The sequence below is a fragment of the Nocardiopsis terrae genome, assembly GCF_014651695.1.
Classification (GTDB): Bacteria; Actinomycetota; Actinomycetes; order Streptosporangiales; family Streptosporangiaceae; genus Nocardiopsis; species Nocardiopsis terrae.
Genome location: NZ_BMXJ01000004.1, coordinates 268,238 through 294,350, shown reverse-complemented (window position 1 = coordinate 294,350; position 26,113 = coordinate 268,238). Strand labels below are relative to the sequence as shown.

Below are 26,113 nucleotides of genomic sequence, written 5' to 3'. Positions count from 1 at the left end.
CCCTCGGTGTGTGCCGCAGGGCTCGTTCAAGTTCCCGAGAGGTCGGGTTCGTGACTGATTCCGAAGAACGGCAGTGCTCGTTCGGGTAGGTCCCGGATCGCGCGGGTGGTCTTGGCGATGTTGACCGCTCCCGTCACCTTCAACGCCCCGATCGCCAGGTTGCGCAGCGCGACCATCGCCTGGGGAGCACCACCGGCATGGACCGTGGAAGCATCCTCACCGAACGTCACGTCCCGGATGTGGTGGCTGGAGTTCTCGATCGCCCAATGGCCGCGGACCAGGGCCGCGAGCTGGGCGGGGGTGGCCTGGTGGGCGTCCAAGCTGGTGACGGCGAAGACCGTCTCGCGGGTCTGCTTCTTGCCGGTCTGCCGCCGGCGGCGGTGGATCCGCAAGGCGAGCTTGGCGTGGGGGAAGCAGATGCCGCCGAGGCTGTCGACGATGCCCAGGACCTTGATCGATCGGGACTCGCGCCGCCCGTGGCCCTTCTCCGAGCGGGTGTGGGCGAGGGGCAGCTCGTCCCAGGGCAGGGCCGAGATCTGGGCGTGCAGGGTGGGCTGGTTGGTCTTGACCACCGCCACGTAGTGGGCCTTCCTGTCCTCGACGAGCCTCTTGAGGTGGCCTTGGACGGTGTGCAGGGCGTCGCAGGTGACCACGTGCCCGGCCAGGTCCAGGCCCTGAAGGAGGGGGAGGAAGTGGCGGGTCTCGTTCGTTTTGGCGCCGACCTCGGTCTGAGCCAGGGTGACGGGAAGGTGGTGGGTCAGGGCCGAGAGCAGGTGGCGCCCGGCTTGGTCGGTGCGGGCCGAGCCTTTGAGCGCTTTGCCGTCCACGGCGATCGCCTGGTGTGCGGCCTTGTCGCCGTCAGGGGTGGTCTCGGTGGCGGCGCGGTGGCGGTCGGCAAGGTAGGCGCACACGGCGGTGTCCAGGGCGTGTGGGTCGATGCGGCACAGGACGCGGTCGATGGTGCAGGCGGCCGGGGAACGCCTTCGGCGCAGCGGGTGGGGGCGCACGCCGATCGCTTCCAAGAGGTGGAAGGGGGTGCGTTGTCCCCATTCGGTGATCTCCTCGATGGTTCTGGCGCCGGAGATCACGGCGCAGGCGCAGATGGTCAACAGGCAGTGCAGCGGGTACCAGCGGCCGTGGCGTGAGCGGGGGTCGGGGACCGTGGCCAGGTAGGGGCGCAGGTCCGTGATGTCGGGGGTGTTGAGGGGCGCGAGTTTGGCGAGTACGGCCGGGACCGTGGATGATGAGAGGGCGGGCACGGGAGACCTTCGGGATCATTTGGCTTCGACACCACAATGATCACGGGTCCCCGTGCCTGTCTGCGTGTACGGCCGTGATCTCCTCGAACCGGACGATCCACACCAAGCCGGAACTTGCACGAGCCCTGCCAGGTGGGGGCGAAGGAGGAGCGCGGGTTTCCCGTGTTCGTGCAGTTCGGGGACAGCGCTGAGGATCGGGCGCGCGGTCGGGGCTCTCTGCGGCCGAAGGAGGGCGCTACGAGCTGGGAGAACAGGTCGTCGAACCCGTTCGCCCGGTGGGATCGGCTTCCGTTGCAGTGCCCGTCTCATGTCCGGGGGTTGCTCGAACCGAGATATCCGAGTGCGGCTGGAGTGCTAAGCAGCACACCGAGCTTGAAATCTCCAGGACGGCTTAGTTGAAATAACTAATTCCGCCGGTCTGATGTCGGTCATCCATCAAATTGCGAACCCTTGAAAACCGGGCTGGACTGATGTCATATCGAACTCTTTTCACGGGGAAGCCGTTCGAATAACGGATTGATAGGGAGAATCGAACTTCACTGCCTAAGTTGTGGTCATCTCGAATGAACAGGACCCACGCGAAAGGCTCCCACGATGAAGACCACGACCAAGCTGATCCACCCCGCCGGTGTCCTCGCCTCCACTTTCGTCTTTGCGGGAACCGCTTGCCTCGGGGTGTCGCTCGTTGGCCAGAGTGCTTCTCACCCGGCGGGCGTGGTCGGTGTGAAGGCTGATCTGTACGCTGACACGGCCTCCGCCAGTCGGGTGTGCGCTATGTCCCAGAACACCTGCGCGGCTTCTGAGAGCGACCCGTGGGAAGACTGAGGGAGGGACTTTCATCCCAGCCCCACGAGGTCGAGCTCAACCTCGTTCCGCTTCTCTGTGAACCGCAATTCGCCGAAGATTTCCGCTGAGCGGGTCAGCAGTGAGCGTGCCTGTGCAGTTCGCCCCGAGATTCCCTGAACCCTGCCGAGTTCCCGCAGGATGATGGCCTTGCCCACGGGGTCGTCGAGGGTGTCGACCAGCGTGTACGCACGCTCCAGGTGCTCTGACGCACGGTCGTATTCGGTGCGTTCCTTCTCCAACACCCCCATCTTGCGCAGGGCCTGTGCCAGTGCCCTGGGATCTCCACTCTTCTCCGCCAGGGACAGCCCCTGCCCGAGTTCGGCCATGCCTCGCTTCTCGTCTCCATCACGGAAACGCAGGTAACCCATGAGGATTAAGCACCTGCGTTGTCCACCGAGGTCTCCGACCTTGATAAAACCCTGTAGTGCCTGTTCGCAGAGGTGAATACGTGTACGCACCTCCTGCTTGTCGACCAGATCGGCCAGCTGCCGTTGCACCAGGGCTTGCCCGTGCGTGTCGCCCAAGTCCGCGAAAACGTCCAGGGCTTCGTTCACGCGTGCGATGCGTTCGAGGGAGCCCCGCTGAGCGAGGCTGGCGTCCTGCGCCGAGACGATGAGCGCTGCGAGCCCGCGACGGTTCTCACGCTCTCGAAGAAGTGGTTCGACCGCGGCGAAGAGCTCGTCCATGTCCTCGGTGTAACCCTTGCGCCCCAAGAAGAGGGAGTAGCCCACCACGACGTCCCAGGCGTGTTCGTCCATGCCCTCGGCCACAGCCTGGAAAACGGTGTGCTTGATGTTGGCCCGCTCTGCCTCCAGCCAGCAGTAGGGGTCGGTCAGCAACCTGGAAACGTATTGCTTGGGTGGGTTCCAACGTGGAGCGTTGCCTCGCAGACGCAGATAGTCGCCGCCCGTCATCACCTGGTTGGCTGAATCCAGCAGTGACAGCCAGCCCCCCAGCACGCGAGCGACCGCGTCCCGTCTGTGTACGACGTCCTGCCTCGCCAACTGTTCGCGAGCGTAGTCACGTACCAGTTCGTGGAACCGATAGACCGGTTCGTTCGCCGAGTCCACACCGATGATGTCGATCATGTGCGCGTTGACGAGGGGTTCGACCAGATCTGTGGGAAAGGGCCTGCTGTCGTCCAGTAGGGCCGCCGCCGCCCACATCGGCACGGTCGGTCCCTCCAGAGCGCCGAGTAGTCTGAAGGCTCGGGCCGCCAGCGGGTCGATTCCCTCATGCGACAAAGAGAGGCTGGCCCGGACCGTCATGTCCCCGTGCGCGAGCTCGTCGAGGCGGTGCCTCTCATCGGCCAGGCGTTCGACCATCGCGGTCAGGCCCCACCGAGGGCGGGCCGCCAGACGGGCGGAGACGATGCGTAAGGCGAGCGGCAGGTGTCCGACCGCGCGCACCAGCGCTCGGGCGGCCTCCGGTTCGGCGCTGACCCGGTCCGCGCCCAGGACCTGGCTCAGCAATGCGATCGATGCTTCGTCAGTGAGGTTTTCCACCTGGATCGACGTCGCCCCGGGAAGTCCGGTGAGAAAGTATCTGGAAGTGATGACGACCCCGCACCCGGGTCCGGCGGGGAGCAGGGGAAGCAACTGTGACTCCAGGGCCGCGTCGTCCAGTACGACGAGCATTCGACGTGTGGCCAGGAGCTCCCGGTAAATGGCGGCCCGCTCGTCGACGTCCTCGGGGATAGCCTGGGCTGGGACCCCAAGGGCACGCAGGAACCTGCTGAGAGCGGTGGTCGCGGAGACCGGGGTTCCCCGGGTCGCCCTGAGATCGCAGTAGAGCTGGCCATCAGGGTAGTGCTCGTCGGCCAGGAGGTGAGCGACCCGCACCGCGGTGGCGCTCTTACCCACGCCTGGACGGCCCATGAGCACCGCCACGTTGGCGGCCTCTCCTTCCAGAAGAGCGTTACGTAGGTCGGTGATGACGTGCTTTCGTCCGATGAAGTCAGAGGTGTCCGAGGGCAGTTGCCGGGGCACGCTTCGACCAGCCGAGGGGTGACCTGCCATGGTGAGGGTTTTCTCCCGCCAGGTCTCCGGGGCGCGTAGGGCTGGGTCCGCGGACAACACCGCGCTCTCCAGATCCCGGAGTTCTTCCCCGGGCTCCAGACCGAGCTCTTCCACGAGTAGCTCACGGCCTACCCGGTAGGCGTTCAGTGCGTCGGCCTGGCGTCCCGAGCGGTACAGGGCAAGCATGAGTTGCGCCCGCAGGCGTTCACGTAGTGGGTACTCTTCGACCAGGGCGCCGATCTCGCCGATGACCTGCCTGTGTCTGCCCAAATCGAGCTCGATCTCCAGCCGGGACTCGATGAGGGAGATCCGTTCCTCGTCGAGCTGGGCGGCCCTGGCCCGTAGAGGGCCCGACCCTAGGCCGTTCAGAGTGGGGCCGGTCCACAGCGCGGCGGCGGCGCGGTATCGGTCAGCCGCCTCTTCCCGTCGGCCCTCCTTCAGCAAGGCAGCCGCCTCGTTCGCCAGGTTCCGCTGAACGTGGGCGTCGACTCTCCAGGGCTCGACCACCAGTTGGTAGCCGGGCGCGTGGGTCGCGATTTCCGCGCCGGTGGGTGCTAGGAGCCGTCGCAGCAGAGAGACGCAGATCTGCACCTGAGTGCGTGCAGTGTTCGGGGGATCGTATTCCCAGATGAGATCAATCAATTGGTCGATGGAGACCACCCGTTCGAGTTCGACGAGGAAGGCTCCCAGGACGATCTGCTGACGCCCTGAAGGGATGATCAGCGGACCGTTCGGTCCGATGACCTTCAGCGGCCCGAGCAGCCTGAAATGGGTTTCGGGTGATGCCCGTAGCGTGTCGATCTCTCCTCCAGAGGCTAGCGAACGATCCACTCTCCGAGTGTTTCTTATTATCAGGCAGCGAATCTGGAGCAAACTTGGGTGACAGGGGAGCGGATGCGGTCCGTGCACACGAAATTACGTACTGACCTGTACGGACCCACTATGGAGTTCGCTGCGACGCCGGATGGGGAAGTCCGGAACCGGCCACACGGGTTCACCGCTTTGTTGGGTGGTTCTTGATGTGTGGCGCCGGAGATCACGGCGCGGACACCGATGAGCAGGGCGCAGAACAGGGTGTGGGGCCCATGGCCATGAACGAGCTTGGTGTGCCGCACGGGCCCAGGTGATATCCGCACGATAGTCCAACAATTATCTGTTGGCGCAGGATGGAAGCGTTAGATCGGAACACCGACGACGAAGGCGCCTTGTGTCCACCTCACATGAAGTTCGACGAACCCTCAGCGCGCAGATCGCCTCCGTAGGAGTGGAGCATGTCCTGCTGTCATACCTGTACCTGGACGAGCGTGACCTCGACGGGTACGCCTCCCTCCTGGACAGCGAGAGTGGTTTCTGCGCTACTGACCCCGACCGTGCGCGAGCCCCGGAGGCCGCGGCCGCTTTCGTCTTCGAACAGTGTGTCGAACATGGGCGAAGCCACCCGGAACGGGTGATCTCCAGCGGCGCGGACGTGATCGTCACGGGCACCCTCACCCCGCACTCGCCTGACGCGAGCCGCTCCCGTGCCGAGTTCTTCGCCGACTTCTTCACTATCTCGGAACACGGCCTCCTGTGTACCTGGCGCAGGTTCTACGCGTTCGACGAATCCACCCGGGAAACCTCGGGATCTGATCGAGAGGGTTGATCACCTACCCGCCCACGCGTGTTCTGAGCAGGTAGGGGCGCGAGCGGTGAGGCTGGTTCGGGCGGAAACACCGCCGTCTTCCCAGCTCATACGATGTTGGCCTCGCGGTTTCACTCCGATCCTTCGCCGTGCCCGGGCGGTAGGGCGGCAGGTGTTCGGGGGCGCCTGGAGCGCTCGTTGTGACGGCGGGATTTCGTACGGTTGCCGCAGACCTTCATGGAGCACCAACGGCGGCTCTGGTTCTTCGATCCGTCCCAGAAGACCCAGAGGCAGCTGTGCTCAGCACACCTTTTGAGCCGTCTGGCCTGCCCTGTCATCACCAGTGTCGCCCAATCCAGGGCGAGTAGTGCGCACGCCCTGTGCACAGGTGCCAGTCCGGTAGCCGGTACGAGAACGGCCCCTGAGCGCTGCCCCGCAACGGTGGATGACGAACCCGTGAAACTAACAAGAACGGGGAGTTTTTCCAGTATCACCTCGGCCGCGGCCAGGCGGTGGGGCTCATGCGGTCCTTCGGTGGATAGCACCTCGCGGATTCCGGCACGCAGTTCAAGGCACATGCGGTGTTCCTCGTCACCAACCGAGGAGGTGCGCTCTATGAGTCTGGCACGCACGAGCCATTGTCTGAGCCGTTCTGCGTCAGCCAAGTCGTCGCGTCCGCTCTCCAAGTCGAAGGTGTTGGCGAATAGTTCGATTCTTTCCGCCGCCTCTGGCCGCTCCATGCCCTTCCCCTTTCAGTCGTTACCACAAGTCTAACTGGTGTGCGCAAGTAGCAGGTTATTTATTTCACCAGATGCTTTTACGGTCGGGTAGCTGAGTGGGCAATAGACTAACCGGTGAACGGGCTTTGCCTTGATAGTCCTGGATGGCTCGTGCTCCTTGACCTCGGATCCTGGATTCGCTGTACCCGGAACACGTTTCGGAAGGAAGCAAGAATCAGGGCATGGCCCGCAAAACCTGCTCCGAGGAGTTCCACCACTCCAAGGGACATGACCTCCCTGGAATCCTTGGATCGGCACACACCACCAAACGCGTACTCGGCAGTCGCTCAGGAGTCCCACCGGTAGTACAGCTGCCATGGGAGTGGTTTGGGCTCGAACGATGTGGTCTTGTGCGGGAGACGGGTTCCGGATTCGGCGAGGTCGCGTACGTGGTTCAGGGCGGGCGGAGCGAGAAGCACCAACGTGCCCTCGGGCGGAGGGGCTCCGTGCTCCACAGCGGAGTCGTGGATATAGCGGATGTCCTCACCAGCGCGGCTGGAAGCCCAGACCCGGTCGATCAGCAGGTGGTGGAGGATCACCGTGTCCAGGTCACGCCATGCCGAGGGGTGTCTCGCAAGCGCCTGGTCCGTCCACCCGCGGTCCACAGCGGAAACCGACCACGTCCGTCCCTTGCCGGTCAGCATGAACTCCCCCGGTACGGGATCCCGCGCGGGTCCGTGCCACTCGGTCACGGAGGCGCCTCGGCTCAGCCGCGCGATCGCCCATGCGGGATCCAGATTCGGAAGCCAGCGGTGGATGGCTGACAACCGCAGCGGGTGCAGATCGGTGTCGACCAACAGGGCCGGGACACGGTCGGCGTTGCGGCGGTCCCTGAACTCCCGTCGACAGCGCAGAGCCGCTTCGAAGCGATGATGACCGTCAGCGACCAGCACCGGTGCCCGGTCCAGCCCTTCTGTCAGTGAACGTTGCTCGTCGCGATCGGTGCACGCCCAGAGTCTGTGCGTGGTTCCTTCCGGGGAGGTGAACTCCTGGTCCGGTGCCCGGAGGGTGACCGCGGCCAGACCACGAGCACCGACTCCGCCGCTGCTGGCGAGCATGATCGGTTCGGGGTACCCGTGGACCATACGCGCTATCCGGTATTGGAGGTCGACCTTGGCCGGGATGATGTTCTCATGGGGGATGACGGAACCGTCAGCCGAACCGAGGTCGAGCGCACCGATGACCCCGCGCTGGACGGTACGTCCCTGGCTCACCTGTTCGATCACGTATAGAGCGGGGGCTCCTTCCAGGCGGAGGTCCTCGCCGTCGCGGTAGCGGTGTCCGCGGAAAGGCAGAAGAAGTGGTCCATGGGCCAACCGGTGCCGGGGCGGCCCCGGTGTGGTACCCGTCGTCTGCTGTTGGGGTCGCAGGACCGACCGCTGGGACATGGCCAACACTCCGATACCGTCCGGTGTTCACGCACACAGCTTGGCGATGGCTTCTTCGATACGCGTGAGGTACTCACGTATATGCGGCAAGGCGAGCGGTCTCGGGGCGTTCAGCGCGGCCCACTGCTGCTCCTCGTTCTCCCCGTAGAGCATGGATGTGGCCGCCTTGAACCGAAGCGCCTTGGAGTCGTCCCCCAGCAAGTGACCCGCGAGCACAGCGATTCCGTACTCTTCCAGGAGGTGGTCGCGCAGGGAGTCGGAGTCGGTGACGCCGTGGAGCGCGAGGTTGGCGCGGAGCGGCTCGAAGTCGGGGTATACGTAGAACCCGCCCGTCGGCCTGCGGCAGGTGGCACCCGCGTTGACCATGATGCCGTGCACCGCGCGGGCGAGCTCGCCGTGCAGGCGCGCAGTGGCCGCGACGTGTGCGCGTAGTTCCGGTGGTTCGCTGAACGCATAGGCGGCCACGGACTGCATCGGACGGGCCAGGGTCGACCAGATCTCGCTGGCCGCCGACGCCACTCCGTCTCGGACGTGCATACCGGCTGACGAGGACGGAAACCGGGCAACCCCGATACGCCAACCGCCGATGGCCAGGCTCTTGGACAGCCCACTGGTCACCACGACGCGGTGGGGCACGACTTCGGCCGGGCTCAGTATCTGTGCCCGTGTGTCATGGACGAGATCGCGATAGATCTCGTCCGACACGATGAACAGATCCTCCTCCTCCGCGATCGCGCAGATCTCGCGGACCGTGTCAGGCGGGGCCAGGGTGCCGGTCGGATTGTCCGGCAGGGTCACTACGACGATGCGGGGGTCGTGCCCCAAAAGCCTGGCGGCGCGGATGCTGTCGCGCAGGGCGGTTGGCTCGGGTACGCCTCCGCAGTCGTCCGGGATCGGAATCCCGTAGGCGCGCTTTCCGGCCAGGTGAGCCTGTGGCGCGTAGGTGTTCCAGCAGGGCCTGGGAAGCAGGACGTCTCCGGGAAGCACGAGGCTCAGTGCCATGAGCAGCGGTTTGCTGCCCGGTGCGAGAATCACCTGGTCCGGACTCGTGGGTTGGCGGCGGCGGGTGAAGTACCCGGACACGGCTTCACGGGCCTGATCATCGCCGAGGACGGATCCGTAGGAGTTGCGCCGCGCCCCGGCGATGAGGTGATCCACCAAGGCGGGGAAGGGCGGGAGCCTCGCCTCACCGAAGGCCATGTTCACGAGGGACTCACCGCGCGCTTTGCGCAGGTTGACTTTGTGGTTCAGGTCCAGATTCGGCGAGATTTTTTCGAAAGTAACCGTCACGAACTACTCCTTCGCTGGCTCCGCGCCGGCCATGCGGGAAACTTGAACCGAGGGCATCCAAGGAATCCCGGGGTGGACCGGTGTCGATGGTGGGTCCAATATATTTGAGCGAGGAGTAGTTCGAGGCGATTCGCTGGATGATAGTGATAGGAAGGGCTTATGGGTAAATAGGTGGAACTTTTTGGTCCGGGTGGGCCTCAGCGGAATAAGCCACGGTTCTCCGATGCGGTCAACGGTACTCCGGGACCTCGGCGAGTGCCTGAGGGGTGACGGTGCGGAAAAAGGGAATGATCATCAGGAGCGACGCCAGGGCGAAGAGCCCGAACGCGGCCTGGATACCGATGAACTCCGCCAGTACCCCGACCAGACCAGCGCCCAGGGGCATCGCACCCCAACTGAACAGGCGGGCTGCGGAATTGTATCGGCCCAGCATCCCCGAAGGCACAAGCCGCTGACTGATGGTTCGGGTGTTGACCGCCCACAGCGTGCCGCCCATGCCACCCATGAACGCCGCGATGCTGACGATCCACAGGTTGGTGGTCAACGCGGGAGCGGCCACCATCGCGGCGGTGCCCAGCAGATCCAGGAGCATCGCCCAGCGCTGCCCCACCATCCGGTTGATCCAGGAGACGCTCAGCGCGCCAATGATCCCTCCGGCGCCCAGCGCGCTGAGCAGGATGCCGTACTCCTGGTCACTCAGGCCCATCATGGTCTTGGCCACCAGCGGCATCAGCGCCAGCCAGGCTCCCCAGGTGGCGGCCAGGACCACCATCAACGCCGCCATCCCGCGCAGCAGCCGGTGGTTCCAGAGGAAGCGCAGTCCTTCGGCGATGCGCTCGTGCACGCCGGTCGTGGGGTTCGACCGGTCGAAGTCGGGGGTGAAGCGCCCGATCAGCAGAAGCAGGGTCAAAATGCCGATCGCGTAGCCGATCGCGGTCGCGCCCAGGGCGATGCTCGCCCCCAGGGCCATGAGCAGCCCGCCCAGGAAGGGACCGGTGAACTCGCTGCAGGCAGTTTCGGCCCCCGCTACCCAGGCGTTCGCGCGCTGGCGCTTGGCCGGTCGGACTGCCGCGGGTACGAGGGAGGCGATCGAGGTCATCGCGATGACCTCGGCGACGCCGAGTACCGCACCGGCGGTGTAGATCAGGGTCAGGGTGATGGTGTCGCTGAGCAGGGCCGTGATGAGCCACGTCATCGCACCCAGGCGCATCAGGTTGGCGATCCACACCAACCGGCGCCGGTCGAACCGGTCGACCATGACCCCCACGTGCAGGGCGGTCAGCAGCCAGGGCAGTGACAGTGACATCGCCACCAGGGCGATCTGCGCGGGGGACTCGGTGATGCGAGTGGCGATCAGAGGCAAAGAGATCTTGAGGACCCCGTCGGCCAGGTTCGTCAGAGCGGTGAATGAGACCAGCACCGCTGTGTTGCGCCCGCTTGTGCGGTCCTCGGCGCCGCGCTGCTCGGTGTGCTGCGCGGGCTCGTGAGCTCGGGGCTCGGGTGCAGACCCGGCTTCCTTGTTCGACATCTGCGACCTCCTTATCGCCTTTGATGGTTGGTTCTGACTGGCTTCCTTGCTGTAACAGGTGTTACCCAGATCACTAGTATAACCACCTAAGTTCTCATGTTGGTTACTGTGCTCGATAGATCTTCTCGATCACCCCAGGGGCGCGCTCGGTTCTGGATGGAGGGGGCGGTTCCCGGGAGGGGTGAGTCCGCTCGGATCCGAGCTCACGAAGGCGAGAGCCGCCAGGACTCCTTCCTGCTGAGGGGGCAGGCGGCGGTCCCGCGAGCTGTGCTCGGCCCGTCGGGGCCTGCCCTCCTCGTGGAACCGGGGGCGAAGGGGCCTTGAGGTCGGCGCGAGACCGGTCCGCCCGGCGCGGTGTTCTCGCTCCCTGTGGCCTGGTTGCCCTTGTGAAGGGTTTTCTGGGAGTTTGCGAGAAGGCCCCGGAGTTGGTTTGTCTATTGACCCATAGTTTTTTCTTATGGTTCCGGTGAGCAGGTTCTGCTATGCCTTTATTGCTTGTTCCTATCGGAGCGTCCGGTGGAGCTGTTGACGCGCCACGGGGTGCTGGGCGTAGATTTTGTCCATCGCTTGAATGTGTCAGAGATTCTCAAGGGGAGCGCCAATGCGGCAGCAGGCCAGCGAATCGTATTCAGCGCTGGAAATCGCTTTGCAGGGCCAGGTGAGGGTTCCTTACGGCGACGGGTCAAAACTCACTGAAATCGGATTGGACTCACTCGCGATCGTCCGCATCGTGGTAGCGGCGAGTCCGGACTCGGAGCAGGAAATCGATGTGAGCAGTCTCGCCGGCGTCAGCACAGTCGGCGAGCTGCGCGCCTGGTTGGCCGAATCGGCAATCGGAGGCGAGACAATATGACCGCGGACACCACCGCTCCCCCCGTCGAGGAGACCACGGGCCGAACGATCGTGTGGACGGCACCTGTGACGGAGTCCCAGGCCGGGCTGCTCGTTGTCGAACGTTCTGTGCCCACGGCGAACCTGTACAACGTGCTCGCCGAGCTGCGCCTCGATCCCGGGTACACCGCCGCCGACGTGCGGTCGGCGATGGCAGCCGTACTCGCGGTGCAGCCGAACCTGCGGCTCAGCCTCCTCGAGGACCCCGAACCCCACGCCGCGCTCGGCGTCCCACCCCCTGACGATGACCTGCCCCTGGTTCAGGAAACAGTCGAAGGCAGCATCGAAGAGCGCAGGGACGAAGTGGTGCGCGAGCTCGCCGAGACGGCTTTCGACACCTCACGGGCACCGCTGATCCGTGCTCACCACCTGCGCTCAGCCGCCGGTGACGATTCCAGGTTCGTGTTCGTCGTCCACCACACCGTCTTCGACGGCTTCTCCCTGCAGCCGATGGCCAAGGACTTCGACTCCGCCTTGCTCGGGCGGCTCGACACCGAGGCTGTCCGCCCCGCGAGGGAACACGCCCTTCTCCATGAGCTCCGAGCCCAACACAAGGCCGAGGGGTCCTCGCGCGTTGAGAAGAACGCATCCGAGATCGGCCGTCTTGTGCGGCAGGTGCCGGCCACCACGATCTACCCCCGTCCGGAACGCTCCAAGGAGACCCGGTTCCAAGGGCGCAGGCGGACAGTCTCCCTCGGCGCGCAGGTATCCGAGGCCGTGGACCGCGCGTGCGCGCGGTGGTCCGTGACCCCGTTCGAGTTCTTCTCAGCGGTGTACGGTGCGGTCCTGGCCCGTCATACCGGACAGCGACGCGTCGTCTTCGGTAGCCCCCTGCTGTCCCGGCGCACAGTCGGCTCCTACGACCTGTGCGGGTTCTTCGTCAACACGCTCCCCGTGGTTCTGGACGTGGATTGGGACGCGGAGTTCGCTCACTACCTGCGCGAGGCCGTCCAGCCCGAGGCCAGGAAGGTCCGAAGCCGCTCGTCGGTACCGTTCAGCCGGGTCGTCCGGTACGCCGACCCAGATCGCGGCACCAACCGAAACCCCGTGTTCTCGGTGATGCTGGCGATGCAGGACTCCACATCGGTGGCGCTGGGAGGCGCGGTCACGGGTATCCGCGAACACGCGCCCGGCACCGCGAAGTTCGACCTCTGGCTCGGTGTGACACCGACCCCGGAGGGGTGGTTGCTCGAAGTCGACCATGATCTCGAGCTCGTTCCCGACCCGGTCGCGCAAGCGGTCGCGCGGTCGCTTCACGGTGCCGTCGCATCAGCCGCCACGGCCGACTCGATCAAATTGCGCGATCTGTTCGCGGACGAGTCCCTGAGACTGTCCCGGACAACGGACGGCTATGGTCTCGAACCGCCGTATGCGGATCTCGACGCGTGGTTGCGGAACACCGCCGAGCACCGGGCCGACGCCGTCGCGGTCGAGGAGTCCGACCGCAGTATGAACTACCGGCAGTTGAACCGGGAGGTGGACAGGGTCTGTGCCGGCCTGCGCCGACGGGGTGTCGGTTCAGGAGACGTAGTGGGTCTGGCCGCGGACTCGCTGGTGGAAACCGTCGTGGCCGTCATGTCCGTACTGAGGGTGGGCGGTCTCTACCTACCGCTGGACAGGACGCTGCCCACGGAACGCCTCTCCTACATGCTCGCCAAGGCCGACTGCCGAATCATCATCGGCCAGCACGGTGTGGGTGGTCTTCCCGCGGTGCCGTTGGACAGCCTCGCCGAGGACACCTCTGCTGAGCCCAGCGGTACTGAGGGCGCTGGCGGGTACGTGATGTTCACGTCCGGGTCGACCGGTCAGCCCAAGGGCGTGGCGATGCCGAACGGGCCCCTGCTCAATCTCACGGCGTGGCAGATCGAAGCGCTGGGGATGAGTGCCCGGACCCGGTTCCTCCAGTACGCTCCTCTGGGCTTCGACGTCTCCTTCCAGGAGATCGTGCCGACGCTCGCGGCAGGCGGCACGGTCATCTCCCGAGAGCCTGCCGACCGCAGGGATCTACCCGCGGTCGTCCGGCGAGTGGTCGAGAGCGCCGCGACCCATGTGTACCTGCCCGCCGCCGCACTACGGCCCTTCGCGCAGGCGGTCTCCGATGCGGACGCTGGACTCGAACACGTCGAGTACGTGTGCGTTTCAGGTGAGCAGCTCATCCTGGATCCGTTGGTCGAACGGTTCTTCGCCCGGCGGCCTGGAATCGAACTGATCAACCTGTACGGCCCGACCGAGACGCACGCCGTGACCACGCACCGGCTCTCATCGGACCGCGACGGTTGGCGGACCCACACCCCGATCGGGCTTCCGATCTCCGGTGTGACCGCTCAGGTGGTCGACGACACAGGGCATCTGGCTCCTCTCGGCGTTCCTGGAGAGATGATGCTGGGCGGGCGGTGCACCGCGGACGGTTACGTCGACGATGAGGCCAAGACCGCGGAGCGGTTCGTCCCCGACCCCCACGGCTCGCCCGGATCCGTCCGCTATCGCACCGGTGACAAGGTTCTGTGGTCCGACACGGGGGCCCTGATCTTTCTCGGTCGTGACGACGAGCAGGTCAAGATCCGGGGTTTCCGTGTTGAACTCGGTGAACTCGAGAGCGCGGTGCTGTCGCACCCGTCGGTGGCCGAGGCCGCGGCGGCGGTTCGCGGCGAGGGAGCGGATCGGCATCTGCTGCTCTTCATCCGTTCGGCGGACTCGGGTGGGGACGGCGCTCAGGACGAGATCTCGTCCCTGCTGAAGGACACACTGCCCGCGTACATGATGCCGGCAGCGGTACTGCCCGTGGCGGAGATACCCAAGACGGGTAACGGCAAGGTTGACCGCCAGGCCCTACTGGGGCGAGCCGACGACCTCATGAACCGTTGGGCCCGCCAGCGGGAGGAGGACGCGGCTCCCGCTTCCGACGACCCGCTGCAGTCACGACTCCTGAGGCTTTGGTCGGAGCTGCTCAGCCGGTCGGACCTGACTGTGGACCGCTCCCTGTTGGAATCGGGGGCCCACTCGCTCACCGTCCTCAACGCCGTCTCACGTATCGAGCAGCAGGAAGGTGTTCGACTCGCGATTCTCGACGTTTTCGGCAACCCCACCGTCCGGGACCTGGCCGCACTGATCCGGAGGGCCGAGCAGTGACGGGAGCCATGAGCGGTGGAACGATCCCGGCACAGGAACTGCTGGTCCCGGTCGGTAGCGGCCAAGGGCCCCTGCACAGCGTTCTGCTGCACCCGGCGGGTGGCGGGCTGAGCCCCTACCTCGGAGTGGCCTCGATGCTCGGTCGTTTGGGTCCAGTACACGGAATCCGGGCATCCGGGCTCATGAAGGGCGAACAGCCAGACGACTCCGTCGAGGTGATGGCCGCCAAGTACAGAGCCCTGCTGGACAGCCTCGAACGCCCACCCGACCTGCTGTTCGGCTGGTCTCTTGGCGGAGTTCTCGCCTTCGAGCTCGCGGCCCGGGCCCTGGACGCGAACCGTCCCCGCGTCGTCATGCTGGACAGCCCCGCCGTCCCCACCTCGTCTGCCGAGGAACTCAAACTTCAGTGCGAGCGCATGGTGGAATCCGCCGGGCCCCTCCTCGGAGGCATCGACCGGACCCTGGTCGCCGAGACGACCGGCGCCCACCTGAGAGCGCTGCTGACGCATCGGCCCCGCTCCGAGTACGACGGTTCCGTTCTCCTCATCACCTGTGACGATGAGGACAACACGGAGCACGTCAGGCGGTGGAAGTCGCTCTCCCCGTCCCTGCGTGAGCGCGCGGTGCCCGGCAACCACTTCGAAGCCCTGACCGAACCGTACCTGTCTGTCGTCCTGGAACACCTCGGCGAGTTCTTGACCGACACTCGCTCTTCCGACGACGCCCCCGGAACGCCGTCATGCCCCCGGGCCACCCAGCAACCTACGGAGTACTCATGACCGAACCGATCGCCGTCGTCACCGGAGGAACCAAGGGAATCGGCCTCGCGTTCAGCACACGCCTGGTGAGCCTCGGGTACCGGGTTATCGCCTGCTACTGGTCAGACCCGGAGTCAGCGGGCAAAGCCGAGGCCGATCTCGGCGCGCGCCTGCACGTCAGGCGCACAGACCTGTCAGACCCCGGGCAGACCGCGGACCTGGCCGAGTACGTGCTCAACGAACACGGCGCACCGCGGGTTCTGGTGAACAACGCCGGGTTCAACGCCGATCGACCGTTCCTGGAGATGACCGACCAGGAATGGCGCCGCACCATTGACACCAACCTGTCAGCCCCGTTCTGGCTCACCCGTGCCCTGGCCCCGGCGATGTTGGCGGCAGGGGGCGGCAACGTGGTCAACATAGGCGCGACCACGGGGATGCGCCCGCGGCTCAACGGCGCCAACTACTGCGCGAGCAAGGCCGGGCTGCTGCAGTTGACCAAGTGCCTGGCGCTGGAACTGGCACCGACCATCCGGGTGAACGCCCTCATCCCCGGGATGATCGACACCGAAGAACTGCGTACGCGCCTGCGACTCGACGATCCCGAGAGGATGCGCGTCGAGGTCACCGAGGCGGTACCCCAGCGCCGGATCGGGTCGCCCGACGAGGTGGCCGACGCCCTGGAGTTCCTGATCGGCCCCGCGGCCACCTATGTGAACGGGCAGAAGCTCATCGTCGACGGCGGACAGTTCATGTGGTGATGACTGATATGAGAGCAAACCCAGAACAGGTGTTGTCCAACGCGCGGCAAGCCCTGCGTTCCAGTCCTTCCGTGGGAGCTCCCGCCTACCAGCGCTATTGCGCGGAACTCGCACGTCGCCTGGAGGAACACTGGCCCGAGGTCCGCCGGGCCAACGACCAGGATGTTCACGAGGCCCAGCGTCGCGGGTTGCCAGCGACGATTGTCGACAGGCTGCGGTTGACCGATCAGCACCTGACGGACCTGACCAGCCGGGCCGCGGAGGTCGGGGAGGGACTGGCTTCGTTCGCCCGCAGGAAACCGGAGCACAGGGTCGGTGACTCCATCGCCCTGCGTCGAGTCCACAAGCCCCTGGGCGTCCTCTTCCTCGTGTACGAGGCGCGCCCGACCGTCACCTTCGACGGCGCGCTCCTGCCGGTCGCGATGGGCAACGCCGTGCTGCTGCGCGGCGGTAAGGAAATGGCCCTGACCGACGCCGCGCTCCAGGAAGTAGCCCGTGCCGCCCTTCGGGACGCCGGACTCCCGGAGCACCTGGTGACGGTGATCAACGACGCCGACCGGTCGGTGATGAAGGCGTTCCTGGCCAGACCGGACGCGATCGATGTGCTCATCCCCCGTGGGAGCCCTTCCCTCGTGGACTACTGCCGCTCCAACAGCTCCATTCCCCTGATCGCCAGCGGCGGCGGTACCAACCACCTCTACGTACACCGCAGCGCAGACCTGGGCATGGCGGCGGAAGTGACTCTGGACAGCAAGATTCCCGAACCAGCGGGTTGCACTTCGGTGGAGTTGGTCCTGGTCGACGAGGAAGTAGGAGACCGGTACCTGGCCGCCCTGCACGAGTCAGCCAGTGCCAGGGGTGAAGAGCTCACCGTCAGACTCTGCCCGGGACTGACGCCTCCCCACACCAGCGGTGGACCGTTGCGGGTCGAGTCTCTCCAGGAGTACGACCTCGGCCGTGAGTTCGCCAGCCCGACCATCGGCGTGCTCGCCGTCAGCGGTGTCGACGCGGCCGTGCGCCACATCGGGGAACACGGTTCCGCGCACACCGAGGGCGTCATCACCGCGGAGCCAGCCGTGGCCGAGGAGTTCACCGGCCGGGTCGACGCCGCCGCGCTCATCGTCAACGGTTCACTCCGCCTGCATGACGCACCCACCCTCGGCCTTGGCCCGGAGCTGGCCATCTCCACCGGGAGGCTGCACGCTCGCGGCCCCGTCACCCTCGAAGACCTGGTCACGCATTCCTGGTTGGTCGAGTCCGAGGGCGCCCTGCGCGGGTGAACCCCAACCCCCCACCAGGACCGAACGAGCAAGGCAGTGACAACGAACCAAGAGAGGTCCCATGTCCACCACCGAACAACTCGACCGCGCGACCGTGGCAGAGGCCGTCAAGCGGGTCGTGATCGCCGAGTCCAAACTGTCCATCACCGTATCGGAGATAACCGAGCAGGAACCCCTGGTCGGAGACCGGCTGCGGCTCAACTCGCTCGGACTGCTCGGCATGCTCCTGCGGATCGAGGACGAGCTGTCCGTCGTCCTCTCCGACGACCTGTTCGTCGGTAGGAAGTTCCACGTGGTCGCCGACCTGGTCGACGTCGTGCTCAAGGGATCGGAGGCGCGATGAGCGGCACGGGCGTTCCCTCCAGCTGGCAGAGCGTACTGCCCTACCTCTCCGAGTCGCTGCCCTCGGACCGCAGCCCCGAGAACCCCGGAAGTTCCGGAGTGCAGCTCAACCTCCCCTTGGAGCTGGTGCGCCAGAGCGTTCAGGAACGCGAGCACTGGCCGATCCCCGAAGAGGTGGCGCAGGCGTACGGTCGCTACCGGCCGACCCCGCTTTGGCGCGCGAGGAACTTCGAGGACGCCATCGGGTCGAGGGTGCCCGTCTACGTCAAGTACGAAGGCGGCAACATCTCCGGCAGCCACAAGCTGAACACCGCGCTGGCCCAGGCCTACTACTACAAGAAGGCCGGGGTTCGGGAACTGGTCACCGGTACCGGAGCCGGCCAGTGGGGGACCGCTTTGGCCGCGGCGTGCGCTCTGTTCGGGCTGGGCTGTCGGGTCTTCATGGTCGAGTCGAGCCTGCGCCGCAAACCTTACCGCGGTGTCCTGATGCGCATGCTGGGCGCCGAGGTGTTGTCCAGCCCGAGCGGCCTGACCCGCGTGAGCGCGGACCACGACAGCGGCAGAGGAAACAGCCTGTCCCTGGCGATCGGTGAAGCGGTGGAGTACGCCAACACCCACGAGGGGACGGCCTTCTGCATCGGCAGCGGTGAGACCTACAGCATCCTGCACCAGTCGATCATCGGCATCGAGGCCCGGGAACAGCTCGCCGGACTGGACGGGCACGTCGACGCGGTCGTCGGCGCGGTCGGGGCTGGGTCCAACTTCGGCGGGATCGCCCTTCCCTTCCACTGCTCCGCGGCGTCGGCAAACACCCGGCCCCCCATGCTGGTCGGCGCGGAGTCAACCACCGCGCCCAAACTCACCAGGGGCGTCTTCGCCTACGACAAAACCGACGCCACCGGTACAGGGCCGCTCGAAGCCATGTACACGATCGGCAGCGACTACCCCATCCCGGACGCTCACTCGGCAGGCCTGCGCTTCCACGGGGCGGCCAAGGTGATCTCGGCGATGCGGCACCGCGGTGACATCGAAGCGATGGCCGTCAGCCAGACGGAAGCGCTGGAAGCGGGCCGTCAGCTCACCGTCAGCGAAACCGTGCTGGCCGCTCCGGAGTCCGGACACGCGCTCGCCGCGGCCGCGAAGCTCGCCACGCGCGGCAGCGACGGGTTACGCGCCGAGCGCGGGGTCTTAGTCTGCGTGAGCGGACACGGGTACCTGGACCTAGCCGCCTACGAGCAGTTCCTCAACGGTGAGCTGGAGGACGAGGCGCCCGCGGAACACGCCCTCATGGCGGCGGTTTCGGGGCTCACCCCGGCCGGTGCACCCACTCTCCTCCCACCGCGGCAGACCGTAGGAGGACCAGCATGACCCTGACGAACACCAACCTGGGGTCGGCCGTGCCCGGCGTCCGGGCCCCGCTCCTGGACTGCATCCAATCCAACCTCGCGGTCCTGGCCGACCACCACCATGGAGCAGGGACGCACCTGGCCCTCGGCGCGACTCTCCGCTTCCAGTGCAGACCCACCGATTCGGGCCTGCCGACGGTCGAGCCCTCGTTCTCCGACCAACTCGCCGAGGTGAAGGCGCTGGGTCTTCACGCCAGGTCCGTCCATATGGGCACATCCGGAGCCGACCTGGCACGGATCGCCGAGGAGGAGGGGCCGCTCTACATCGTCGCGGACTCGTACTCGATGCCCTGGTCGCCCTACTACGGGCGACGCCATATGGAACACAGCCTGATCGCCGTTGACCAGAACGGCAGGGCACAGGTCACCGACGCCTACCACAACCCCACTCCGTGGGGGCTGTCCGAACCAGGGCAATGGGTATATGGCTGGGAGGAGATCCCCCGCGCCTCCATCACGGTCGTCTTCACACCCAGTGCCGGCGGCCCCCCAACCTGCTCACCGACGATCAGCCTGGGTGACGCCGACGCCTATCTGGCCGCGTATGCGGCCCATCCGGACCGGCTGGCCGCGCTGGAGCAGCTCAGCACCGAGACCTGGCTCCTCGCCCGCTCACGCAAACTGCACGCCGCGTTTCGCGTTTCACTCGGTCTGCCGGACCAACAGGAGGTCAACGACCACCTGCGCCGCTGGGACCGCATGGCCGAGCAGGCCTATATCGCGCTCCGTCGCGTCCAACGCGGCAGGGCCGAGCCCGAGCGTCTGATTCCCGACCTGGCCGACACCATCGCCGCCGACACCGCGGTCTTCGGAACCAGCAGCCTGCCGGTCAGGCGCTTCGCGCAGCGGACGACCGGCGAGTCCGGCTCGCCGCAAGCCGCTTCGGAAGTACGCGCGGTCGTCCTGGGCGCTGTGACTTCAGTGTTCTCCACGAACGAGGCCGCGGTACTCGCCGGTGCCGACCTGACCGACCTGATCGGATACAGCTCGTTCCGGCTCATCGCCCTCGTGGAGCGCATCGAACACGAGCTCGGCATCGAGTTCGATCCGGAGGATCTCGTTCCCGAGAACCTGCACCGGCTGGACGACCTCGTCCACTTGGCCACTTCGACCCAGAACCGCTGACGGAAGGAAATCACGGATGGACTCCCGACTGCCTCAGCTGCTCACACCGTTCCTGAAGTACCTCGGTGGCCAGAGCATCACCGAGGACTCGCCTCTACCCGCCCTCGGCCTCGACTCGATGCAGTCCATCGAGTTGCTGTTCGCCATCGAGGACACGTTCGGTATCACGTTGGCGGACGAGTACCTCAACGACGCCACCTTCGCGACCGCTGGGACCTTGTGGAGCGCCATCGCCACCACGATGGCGGCCGAAGGCGGGGGAGTGACCGCCCTATGAGCACCCCCGCAGCCACGGCGCAGCGACCCCGGAGCACCACCCCGAGCATCATCGAACGCACGGAACGGGTGGCCGCGACCGTCGCGGAGCACGCCCGCCGAACCGACGAGGAGGCCGTCTTCCCCGTAGAGGCCCTTACCGCCATGCGGGAGAGCGGGCTTCTGGGGCTGGTCGTGCCAGTTGAGTACGGCGGCCTCGGCGGAACACTCGCTGACCTCCTGGACGTGGCGATCCGGCTCGGTCGTGCCGACATGTCCGCAGCGATGATCCTCACCATGCATTGTCAACAGGCTGCCGCCATCGTGAAGTACGCGCATGAACCGCTGAGGCGAGGCCTCCTCCGCCGTATCGCGGCCGGCGAGGTCTACCTCGCCTCAGTCACCACCGAGGCCGGCAAGGGCGGGCACCTGCTCAGCGCCGAAGCCGGACTGGTCGCTGACGAGGGGAGTCTGGTGATCGACCGGTTCGCGCCGATCGTGACCGGGGGCGCCCACGCCGACGGCTTCCTCATGACGATGCGGAGCCCCAACGCCGCATCCCCCAGCGAGGTGTCCCTGATCTACGCTGATCGGGACCAGGTCAACGTCACCGCCTCTGGTGAGTGGCAGCCCCTCGGTATGCGGGCGAGCCACAGCGGGGCCCTGACCCTCAAGGGTCAGGTGCCCGAAGGCAACGTGGTGGGCGAACACGGTGCGTTCGCTCGGATCGCCCAAGATGTGTTCGCCCCCTACGCCCACCTCGGATGGGCAGCGTGCTGGCTGGGTACCGCCTGCGGCGGGCTCTCCCGCGTGGTCGACCTGATCCGTTCTCCCGCCGAGCGCAAACGCTTCGACACAGGGTCCGAGCTGTTGCTGAGCCGTCTGGCCAGATCGCGTCAGCGGATCGACACGGTGCATGCTCTGCTCCGCCACACCGAGCGCACCATCGCCCCCCTGTCGGACCTGTCGGCTCCTCGCCACCAGCTCCAGCTCAACGCGCTCAAGATCACGGCCTCCGAGCAGTGCTACGCGGCCGTCAACGACCTCGTCGAAGCGCTGGGGCTGCGTCACGGCTACCTCAAGGATTCCCCCAGCATGCTGGAGAAGGCTCTGCGTGACCTGCGCTCTGCATCGATGAACTACAGCAACGACCGCCTGCTTCTGGCCGACGGACGCCTCGTCCTGCTCGACAAGGGGGTGACCCTTGCGTGATTCAACGGTGGTCGCACCGCCTCACTCGAACAGCCCCCTCGCAGTCGACACCCTGTGCCCGACGGCGGGCGGCCGACAACTCTGGGCGGCCCTCGGCTCAGACGACCGGATCCGGGGCGCCTACCAAAATCATGACCCCGCTCAGGGAGTGGAGCCAGAACGCCTGGGCTCCCTGCTCGCCGAAGTGGACGCGCGGGTCGGGGTCGGCTCGACGCTCTCCGCCTGCGTCCAGATCGCCACCGCGGTGCCGATGCTGGCAAGTGCCCCCGGAGACGTGGCGGCCCGAGCACTGAGTGACGCTTTGGCCGGGCGGTCGGTCGTCTCGTTCGCCGCCACGGACGCGGTTCCGGGGTCTGACCTGACCGCCCTGGAGACGGAGATCGCCGACGAAGGCGATGACATCGTCCTCAACGGGCTCAAGAAGTGGATCACCAACGCCACCCAGGCTGACTGGCACCTGGTTCTGGCAAGACACCGGCCAGGGACCCACTTCACCAACTTCACATGGGTCCTGGTCCCGGCCGACCTGGCTGGAGTGAGCGTGGAAGAAGCGGACACTGAACTCTTCGAAGGTTCTGGAACCGGACACATCCGCTTCGACGGGGTCCGCCTCTCGCGCGATCACATGGCTGGGCGCAACGGGCGGGGATTGGTCGACTTCGCCAAACGCATCGCTGTCGAGCGCCTGGCCGGTGCCCTGTGGGGTGCAGCTCTGGCCCGGCGGGTACTCACCGAGACCCGTGACCTGCTGAAAGGCCGCACAGTCAGGGACACTTCGATGTGGCACATCGACAGCATCCGGCAGCGTTTCGCAGCCTGCCTGGCCCTGACTCGGCAGTTTCGGGCGCTGACCGACGAGCTGGCGCCCAAGGTCGCCTACCAGCATGACACCACCGCTGGCGCACTGCTCAAAGCCAGTGTCGCACCCATGCTCGACCGCGTGCTCAACGAATGCGCCCACCTCCAGGGCGCTGAAGGGTTCAGCCGGGCCGGAGCCCAGCGCCTGCGCGCTCAGACCGCTCTGTTCGGGATCGGAGGCGGGACGACTGAAGTGGTCCGATCCGTGATCGCGGACAAGAGCGACGCCATTCTCGCGGAGTTGATCCCATGACACCCGTTGTGATCGCGCCAGGCGTTTGGCTGGTCTCAGCCTCCATGGACGACCTGGGTACCGGCTTCCCCCGCCGTCGGGACATGGCGCGTGCGCGCACCATGGTCGCTTGGCGGGCCAGGGAGTTTCTGGCCGGGCGCGCCCTGCTGCGCTCGCTTCTCAGTGAGGTCCTTCCCGAGGCCGCGGACGCGGACGTCGTACCGGACGGCAACGGTAGACCCGAGCTGGCGGGCTGGCCCAAAGCGGGTATCAGCATCGCGCACGACGACTGGACCGTCGCCGCGTGCGTGTCACCCGACCGGCACGTAGGTGTCGACGTCCAGCATCCCCCTGAGCACTTGAACGCATCGCTGGTCCGGCGTTGCGTCCGGGAGGGAGCAGGAGTCCTGGACGCCATGAATCCGACACAGCGCGCACGCGAGCTCGCCTGGATCTGGACCGCGCAGGAGGCATGTGTGAAGGCCGAGGGCACCGGTCTGTCCGGACGACCGTGGTCGATCGACGTGCCTCCGAGACACTCTGTCGGCTCATGGAAGGGCTACCACTGGCTCAGCCTGCGCGGCCTGTCCGAAACACCGTTGAGCTGCGCGTGGAAGGAGATTCCCCGGTGAGTGCTCCTTTCGTGACAGCCGTGCCCGCACTCAGCTGCTACACGACGAACCTCGTCCCCTGCCTCCAAAGCCACATTCCGGACATCGCCGAGCGCCTGGCCCGATCCGTCCACCTCCGCGTGCGAGCAGACGGAGAGGGCGGTCTCCTCGGCTTCTCCCACCACCAGCGCGTCGACCGCGGCGAGGACGGTCTCGAACTCGCCTGTAAGGGATCTCCCTCGTGGTGCAAGGCCCAGGAGGGGTTGGCCGCGGAGCTCACCGCGTCAGGAACGGTACTGGCCTCGGCCAACACCCGGTACCTTCCCTGGTCTCCGCACTTCGGTACTGCTGACGTCTCCCACTGGATCCTGCTGACGGATCGGCGCAGGGACCAGTGGCGGGTGACGGATCATTTTCAGGCCCTCCTTCCTCAGGGTGAGCAGCTCCCCTTCACCGGATGGTTCGATGACCGGGAGCTCCAGCGGGCCCTGACACCTGTGGTGACCCAAGGGCCTGAACTCGTCATGCGCAACCGTTACGCCCTCGGTGGCGATATGGACGTTTCACCCCCGCATCACTACAGCTGGTTGGTACGACAACCCGCACCCGTCCACCGGGCGGCTGAGGGCGGCTGGATCGACGACCCGCATGCCGCGCTGAGCCATGTCTGCGACCGCTTGGCCGAAGACGGCCTGGCACTGGAGCGCAACTCCCTCGATGTGTGGTCGGCTACACGCCACCACCAGCACCGGATCGCCTACCTCGCCAGGAATGGACAGCTCTCGGGAGCCGAGGCCGAAGCCGCCTCGGCCGCCTGGGGCGAGCTACCGCGTGCGGTGCGCTTCGCAGCGGCCTCGGCCGCGCGCGGCCGCCCCCGCCCCGGGGTGATGGTCAAGACATTCCACGACGTGATGTCCACGCTTTCTCTCGTTTACCGAACAGGAGCAGACCGATGACAGCACCTCAGACCATGTTCGGCTGGTTCGAGCGATCAGCGGAGCGCTCTTCGGACTCCCATGCGGCACTGGAAGTGGGCGACGAAATCCTCACCTACGCCGAGCTGGCGCGCCTGGCCGCCGGACTCGCCGAGCACATCACGGACTTCCATGGCTCCGTACCCGAACGCGTCGGACTCCTGGCCAGCAGGAGCACGCTGGCCTACGCGGGATACCTGGCGGTCCAGAGGCTCGGTGCGACCGTCGTCCCCCTGAACCCTGCTTTCCCCGTCAACCGGATCGCCGCTATCGCCGCGGAGGCCCGCCTCGACATGGTGCTCGGCGAGGCGGGCGCAGCCCAGAACGTCCAGCTGAACGTACCCCTGTCAGCTCTGAGGCAGGACGACCTCGCCCCCCTGCGTCGAGGGGCGAGGACGCCGGCACCGCCCCTGGTTCCGGAGATCGACCGCGCAGCCTACGCTCTCTTCACCTCTGGTTCCACCGGGCGGCCCAAAGGGGTGCCCATTACTCACTCCAACGTCACGGCTTACCTGAACCACGTGATCGCGCGCTACGAGCTCGGAGCGGGGGACCGTGTCTCGCAGACCTTCGACCTTACATTCGACCCTTCGGTCTACGACATGTTCGCGGCCTGGGGATCGGGCGCGACCCTGGTCGTCCCCGACCAGAAGGACCTCCTCTCCCCGGTCCGCTTCGTCAACCGGAAGAGAATCACCCACTGGAACTCCGTCCCGTCCCTTGTGACTATCGCGAAACGCCTGCGGGCGCTCCGGCCGGACAGCATGCCGACACTGAGGTGGAGCCTCTTCTGCGGGGAGGCTCTGACCCTCCAGCAGGCACAGGCGTGGCACGACGCCGCACCCCGGTCCAGCGTGGAGAACATCTACGGACCCACGGAGAACACGATCACCTGGACCGAGTACCGGCTTCCCCGGGACCGTGCTCATTGGCCCCGTCCGGCCAACGGCACCGTCCCGATCGGTACGCCTTACCCGGGGCAGGAACACCTCATCCTGGACGAGGAAGGGCGTCCGACCGATGACGGTGAACTCTGTGTCCGCGGACCACAGCGCTTCCCCGGGTACCTGAACCCTGAGGACGACGCAGGTCGCTTTCTCACTTTCGACGGCGACAAGGCAGTTGTGTACCAGGGAACGGAGCCCCTCACCCCGTCGCACTGGTACCGAACCGGAGACCGCGTCCAGGAGTGGGGCGGGCAGCTCGTGCACCAGGGCCGCCTGGACCACCAGATAAAGCTGCGCGGTTACCGGGTGGAGCTGGGGGAGATCGAGGCGGCGCTGCGTGATCAGCGCGGTGTGACCGAAGCGGTCGTCCTGGCCCTGCCGGACCTCGAGAGCAGTAGTGGGGACGTCGTCCTCGAAGCAGTGTGCACGGGTGCGGCGAGCGACGTCAATGCCCTGTTGGAAGCTCTGCGGCAGCGGCTGCCGCACTACATGGTGCCCCGCGGTGTTCGCTTCCTCGACGAGATGCCGCTCAACGCGAACGGCAAGATCGACCGCCGCGCACTGTCCGAGCCCGTGTCAGAGACTGCTTGAGAAGGAAGGCGA

22 protein-coding genes are annotated in these 26,113 nt (G+C 66.3%); 16 read left to right on the top strand and 6 right to left on the bottom strand.

From position 1 onward, the window contains the following. Nucleotides 1-26: 26 nt before the first annotated feature. Nucleotides 27-1,259, bottom strand: coding sequence for an ISAs1 family transposase (locus IE195_RS12750; protein ID WP_229826191.1), 1,233 nt, complete (start codon nt 1,257-1,259; stop codon nt 27-29). A 594-nt stretch (nt 1,260-1,853) separates the two neighbouring features. Here IE195_RS12750 and IE195_RS12745 point away from each other — a divergent pair. Beyond that, the gene (locus IE195_RS12745) at nt 1,854-2,084 is read left to right on the top strand and encodes a hypothetical protein (protein ID WP_191270996.1); all 231 of its coding nucleotides are present in this window, start codon (nt 1,854-1,856) and stop codon (nt 2,082-2,084) included. Between the two features lie 11 nt (nt 2,085-2,095). Here the strand turns inward: IE195_RS12745 and IE195_RS12740 are convergent, their stop codons facing one another. Further along, nucleotides 2,096-4,954 carry an AfsR/SARP family transcriptional regulator gene (locus IE195_RS12740; RefSeq protein ID WP_229826190.1) on the bottom strand — a complete coding sequence of 953 codons (2,859 nt, stop codon included), beginning with the start codon at nt 4,952-4,954 and terminating at the stop codon, nt 2,096-2,098. 433 nt (nt 4,955-5,387) lie between these two features. Here IE195_RS12740 and IE195_RS12735 point away from each other — a divergent pair, with 433 nt between their 5' ends. Further along, on the top strand, nt 5,388-5,765 hold the full coding sequence (locus tag IE195_RS12735) for a hypothetical protein (protein ID WP_191270994.1): 378 nt from the start codon (nt 5,388-5,390) through the stop codon (nt 5,763-5,765). A 110-nt stretch (nt 5,766-5,875) separates the two neighbouring features. On the opposite strand, the gene IE195_RS26695 is transcribed toward IE195_RS12735, so the two are convergent. The 4 genes from IE195_RS26695 to IE195_RS12715 form a co-directional block, all read right to left on the bottom strand. Beyond that, nucleotides 5,876-6,484, bottom strand: a complete 609-nt coding sequence (locus IE195_RS26695) for a CGNR zinc finger domain-containing protein (protein ID WP_191270992.1) — start codon at nt 6,482-6,484, stop codon at nt 5,876-5,878. A gap of 326 nt (nt 6,485-6,810) precedes the next feature. Beyond that, a complete protein-coding gene (locus IE195_RS12725) occupies nt 6,811-7,911 on the bottom strand; it encodes a DUF1015 family protein (protein ID WP_191270990.1) in 1,101 nt (366 codons plus the stop codon). Between the two features lie 27 nt (nt 7,912-7,938). Then, nucleotides 7,939-9,201, bottom strand: coding sequence for a pyridoxal phosphate-dependent aminotransferase (locus tag IE195_RS12720; RefSeq protein WP_229826188.1), 1,263 nt, complete (start codon nt 9,199-9,201; stop codon nt 7,939-7,941). Between the two features lie 229 nt (nt 9,202-9,430). Then, complete coding sequence (locus IE195_RS12715) at nt 9,431-10,729, bottom strand: MFS transporter (protein WP_191270988.1); 1,299 nt, start codon at nt 10,727-10,729, stop codon at nt 9,431-9,433. Between the two features lie 601 nt (nt 10,730-11,330). On the opposite strand from IE195_RS12715, the gene IE195_RS12710 reads away from it, so the two are divergent. From IE195_RS12710 to IE195_RS12645, 14 genes are all read left to right on the top strand, one after another. Then, nucleotides 11,331-11,582, top strand: coding sequence for a phosphopantetheine-binding protein (locus IE195_RS12710; protein WP_191270985.1), 252 nt, complete (start codon nt 11,331-11,333; stop codon nt 11,580-11,582). Further along, nucleotides 11,579-14,749, top strand: coding sequence for a non-ribosomal peptide synthetase (locus IE195_RS12705; RefSeq protein WP_191270983.1), 3,171 nt, complete (start codon nt 11,579-11,581; stop codon nt 14,747-14,749). Before IE195_RS12710 ends, IE195_RS12705 begins: the two co-directional genes overlap by 4 nt. An 8-nt stretch (nt 14,750-14,757) precedes the next feature. Continuing rightward, nucleotides 14,758-15,528, top strand: a complete 771-nt coding sequence (locus IE195_RS12700) for a thioesterase domain-containing protein (RefSeq protein ID WP_191270982.1) — start codon at nt 14,758-14,760, stop codon at nt 15,526-15,528. Next, a complete protein-coding gene (locus IE195_RS12695; RefSeq protein ID WP_191270981.1) occupies nt 15,525-16,268 on the top strand; it encodes an SDR family NAD(P)-dependent oxidoreductase in 744 nt (247 codons plus the stop codon). The genes IE195_RS12700 and IE195_RS12695 overlap by 4 nt, the downstream gene beginning before the upstream one ends. Then, a complete protein-coding gene (locus IE195_RS12690; protein WP_308428425.1) occupies nt 16,268-17,548 on the top strand; it encodes a glutamate-5-semialdehyde dehydrogenase in 1,281 nt (426 codons plus the stop codon). The genes IE195_RS12695 and IE195_RS12690 overlap by 1 nt, the downstream gene beginning before the upstream one ends. Nucleotides 17,549-17,609: 61 nt before the next feature. Next, nucleotides 17,610-17,891 (top strand): phosphopantetheine-binding protein, encoded by a 282-nt coding sequence (locus tag IE195_RS12685; protein WP_191270979.1) that lies wholly within the window; start codon nt 17,610-17,612, stop codon nt 17,889-17,891. Further along, nucleotides 17,888-19,258, top strand: coding sequence for a TrpB-like pyridoxal phosphate-dependent enzyme (locus IE195_RS12680; protein ID WP_191270978.1), 1,371 nt, complete (start codon nt 17,888-17,890; stop codon nt 19,256-19,258). Before IE195_RS12685 ends, IE195_RS12680 begins: the two co-directional genes overlap by 4 nt. Beyond that, on the top strand, nt 19,255-20,421 hold the full coding sequence (locus tag IE195_RS12675) for an acyl carrier protein (RefSeq protein ID WP_191270977.1): 1,167 nt from the start codon (nt 19,255-19,257) through the stop codon (nt 20,419-20,421). The genes IE195_RS12680 and IE195_RS12675 overlap by 4 nt, the downstream gene beginning before the upstream one ends. Before the next feature lie 16 nt (nt 20,422-20,437). Further along, nucleotides 20,438-20,698, top strand: a complete 261-nt coding sequence (locus tag IE195_RS12670; protein ID WP_191270976.1) for a phosphopantetheine-binding protein — start codon at nt 20,438-20,440, stop codon at nt 20,696-20,698. Further along, the gene (locus IE195_RS12665) at nt 20,695-21,888 is read left to right on the top strand and encodes an acyl-CoA dehydrogenase family protein (RefSeq protein ID WP_191270974.1); all 1,194 of its coding nucleotides are present in this window, start codon (nt 20,695-20,697) and stop codon (nt 21,886-21,888) included. Before IE195_RS12670 ends, IE195_RS12665 begins: the two co-directional genes overlap by 4 nt. Nucleotides 21,889-22,036: 148 nt before the next feature. After that, entirely contained in the window at nt 22,037-22,999 is a 963-nt protein-coding gene (locus tag IE195_RS12660) for an acyl-CoA dehydrogenase family protein (protein WP_229826186.1), read from the top strand. After that, a complete protein-coding gene (locus IE195_RS12655) occupies nt 22,996-23,610 on the top strand; it encodes a 4'-phosphopantetheinyl transferase family protein (RefSeq protein ID WP_191270972.1) in 615 nt (204 codons plus the stop codon). The genes IE195_RS12660 and IE195_RS12655 overlap by 4 nt, the downstream gene beginning before the upstream one ends. After that, nucleotides 23,607-24,545, top strand: a complete 939-nt coding sequence (locus IE195_RS12650) for a hypothetical protein (RefSeq protein WP_191270970.1) — start codon at nt 23,607-23,609, stop codon at nt 24,543-24,545. The genes IE195_RS12655 and IE195_RS12650 overlap by 4 nt, the downstream gene beginning before the upstream one ends. Continuing rightward, complete coding sequence (locus tag IE195_RS12645) at nt 24,542-26,101, top strand: amino acid adenylation domain-containing protein (protein ID WP_191270968.1); 1,560 nt, start codon at nt 24,542-24,544, stop codon at nt 26,099-26,101. The genes IE195_RS12650 and IE195_RS12645 overlap by 4 nt, the downstream gene beginning before the upstream one ends. The last annotated feature ends 12 nt before the right edge of the window (nt 26,102-26,113 follow it).

Excerpts from the sequence above, each read along its gene's own strand:
- IE195_RS12745 (WP_191270996.1), top strand. The coding sequence starts at position 1,854 with ATGAAGACCACGACCAAGCTGATCCACCCCGCCGGTGTCCTCGCCTCC.
- IE195_RS12700 (WP_191270982.1), top strand. The coding sequence starts at position 14,758 with ATGAGCGGTGGAACGATCCCGGCACAGGAACTGCTGGTCCCGGTCGGT.
- IE195_RS12705 (WP_191270983.1), top strand. The coding sequence starts at position 11,579 with ATGACCGCGGACACCACCGCTCCCCCCGTCGAGGAGACCACGGGCCGA.
- IE195_RS12645 (WP_191270968.1), top strand. The coding sequence starts at position 24,542 with ATGACAGCACCTCAGACCATGTTCGGCTGGTTCGAGCGATCAGCGGAG.
- IE195_RS12675 (WP_191270977.1), top strand. The coding sequence starts at position 19,255 with ATGACCCTGACGAACACCAACCTGGGGTCGGCCGTGCCCGGCGTCCGG.
- IE195_RS12670 (WP_191270976.1), top strand. The coding sequence starts at position 20,438 with ATGGACTCCCGACTGCCTCAGCTGCTCACACCGTTCCTGAAGTACCTC.
- IE195_RS12690 (WP_308428425.1), top strand. The coding sequence starts at position 16,268 with ATGACTGATATGAGAGCAAACCCAGAACAGGTGTTGTCCAACGCGCGG.
- IE195_RS12715 (WP_191270988.1), bottom strand. The coding sequence starts at position 10,729 with ATGTCGAACAAGGAAGCCGGGTCTGCACCCGAGCCCCGAGCTCACGAG.
- IE195_RS12680 (WP_191270978.1), top strand. The coding sequence starts at position 17,888 with ATGAGCGGCACGGGCGTTCCCTCCAGCTGGCAGAGCGTACTGCCCTAC.
- IE195_RS12685 (WP_191270979.1), top strand. The coding sequence starts at position 17,610 with ATGTCCACCACCGAACAACTCGACCGCGCGACCGTGGCAGAGGCCGTC.
- IE195_RS12710 (WP_191270985.1), top strand. The coding sequence starts at position 11,331 with ATGCGGCAGCAGGCCAGCGAATCGTATTCAGCGCTGGAAATCGCTTTG.
- IE195_RS12695 (WP_191270981.1), top strand. The coding sequence starts at position 15,525 with ATGACCGAACCGATCGCCGTCGTCACCGGAGGAACCAAGGGAATCGGC.
- IE195_RS26695 (WP_191270992.1), bottom strand. The coding sequence starts at position 6,484 with ATGGAGCGGCCAGAGGCGGCGGAAAGAATCGAACTATTCGCCAACACC.
- IE195_RS12665 (WP_191270974.1), top strand. The coding sequence starts at position 20,695 with ATGAGCACCCCCGCAGCCACGGCGCAGCGACCCCGGAGCACCACCCCG.
- IE195_RS12655 (WP_191270972.1), top strand. The coding sequence starts at position 22,996 with ATGACACCCGTTGTGATCGCGCCAGGCGTTTGGCTGGTCTCAGCCTCC.
- IE195_RS12725 (WP_191270990.1), bottom strand. The coding sequence starts at position 7,911 with ATGTCCCAGCGGTCGGTCCTGCGACCCCAACAGCAGACGACGGGTACC.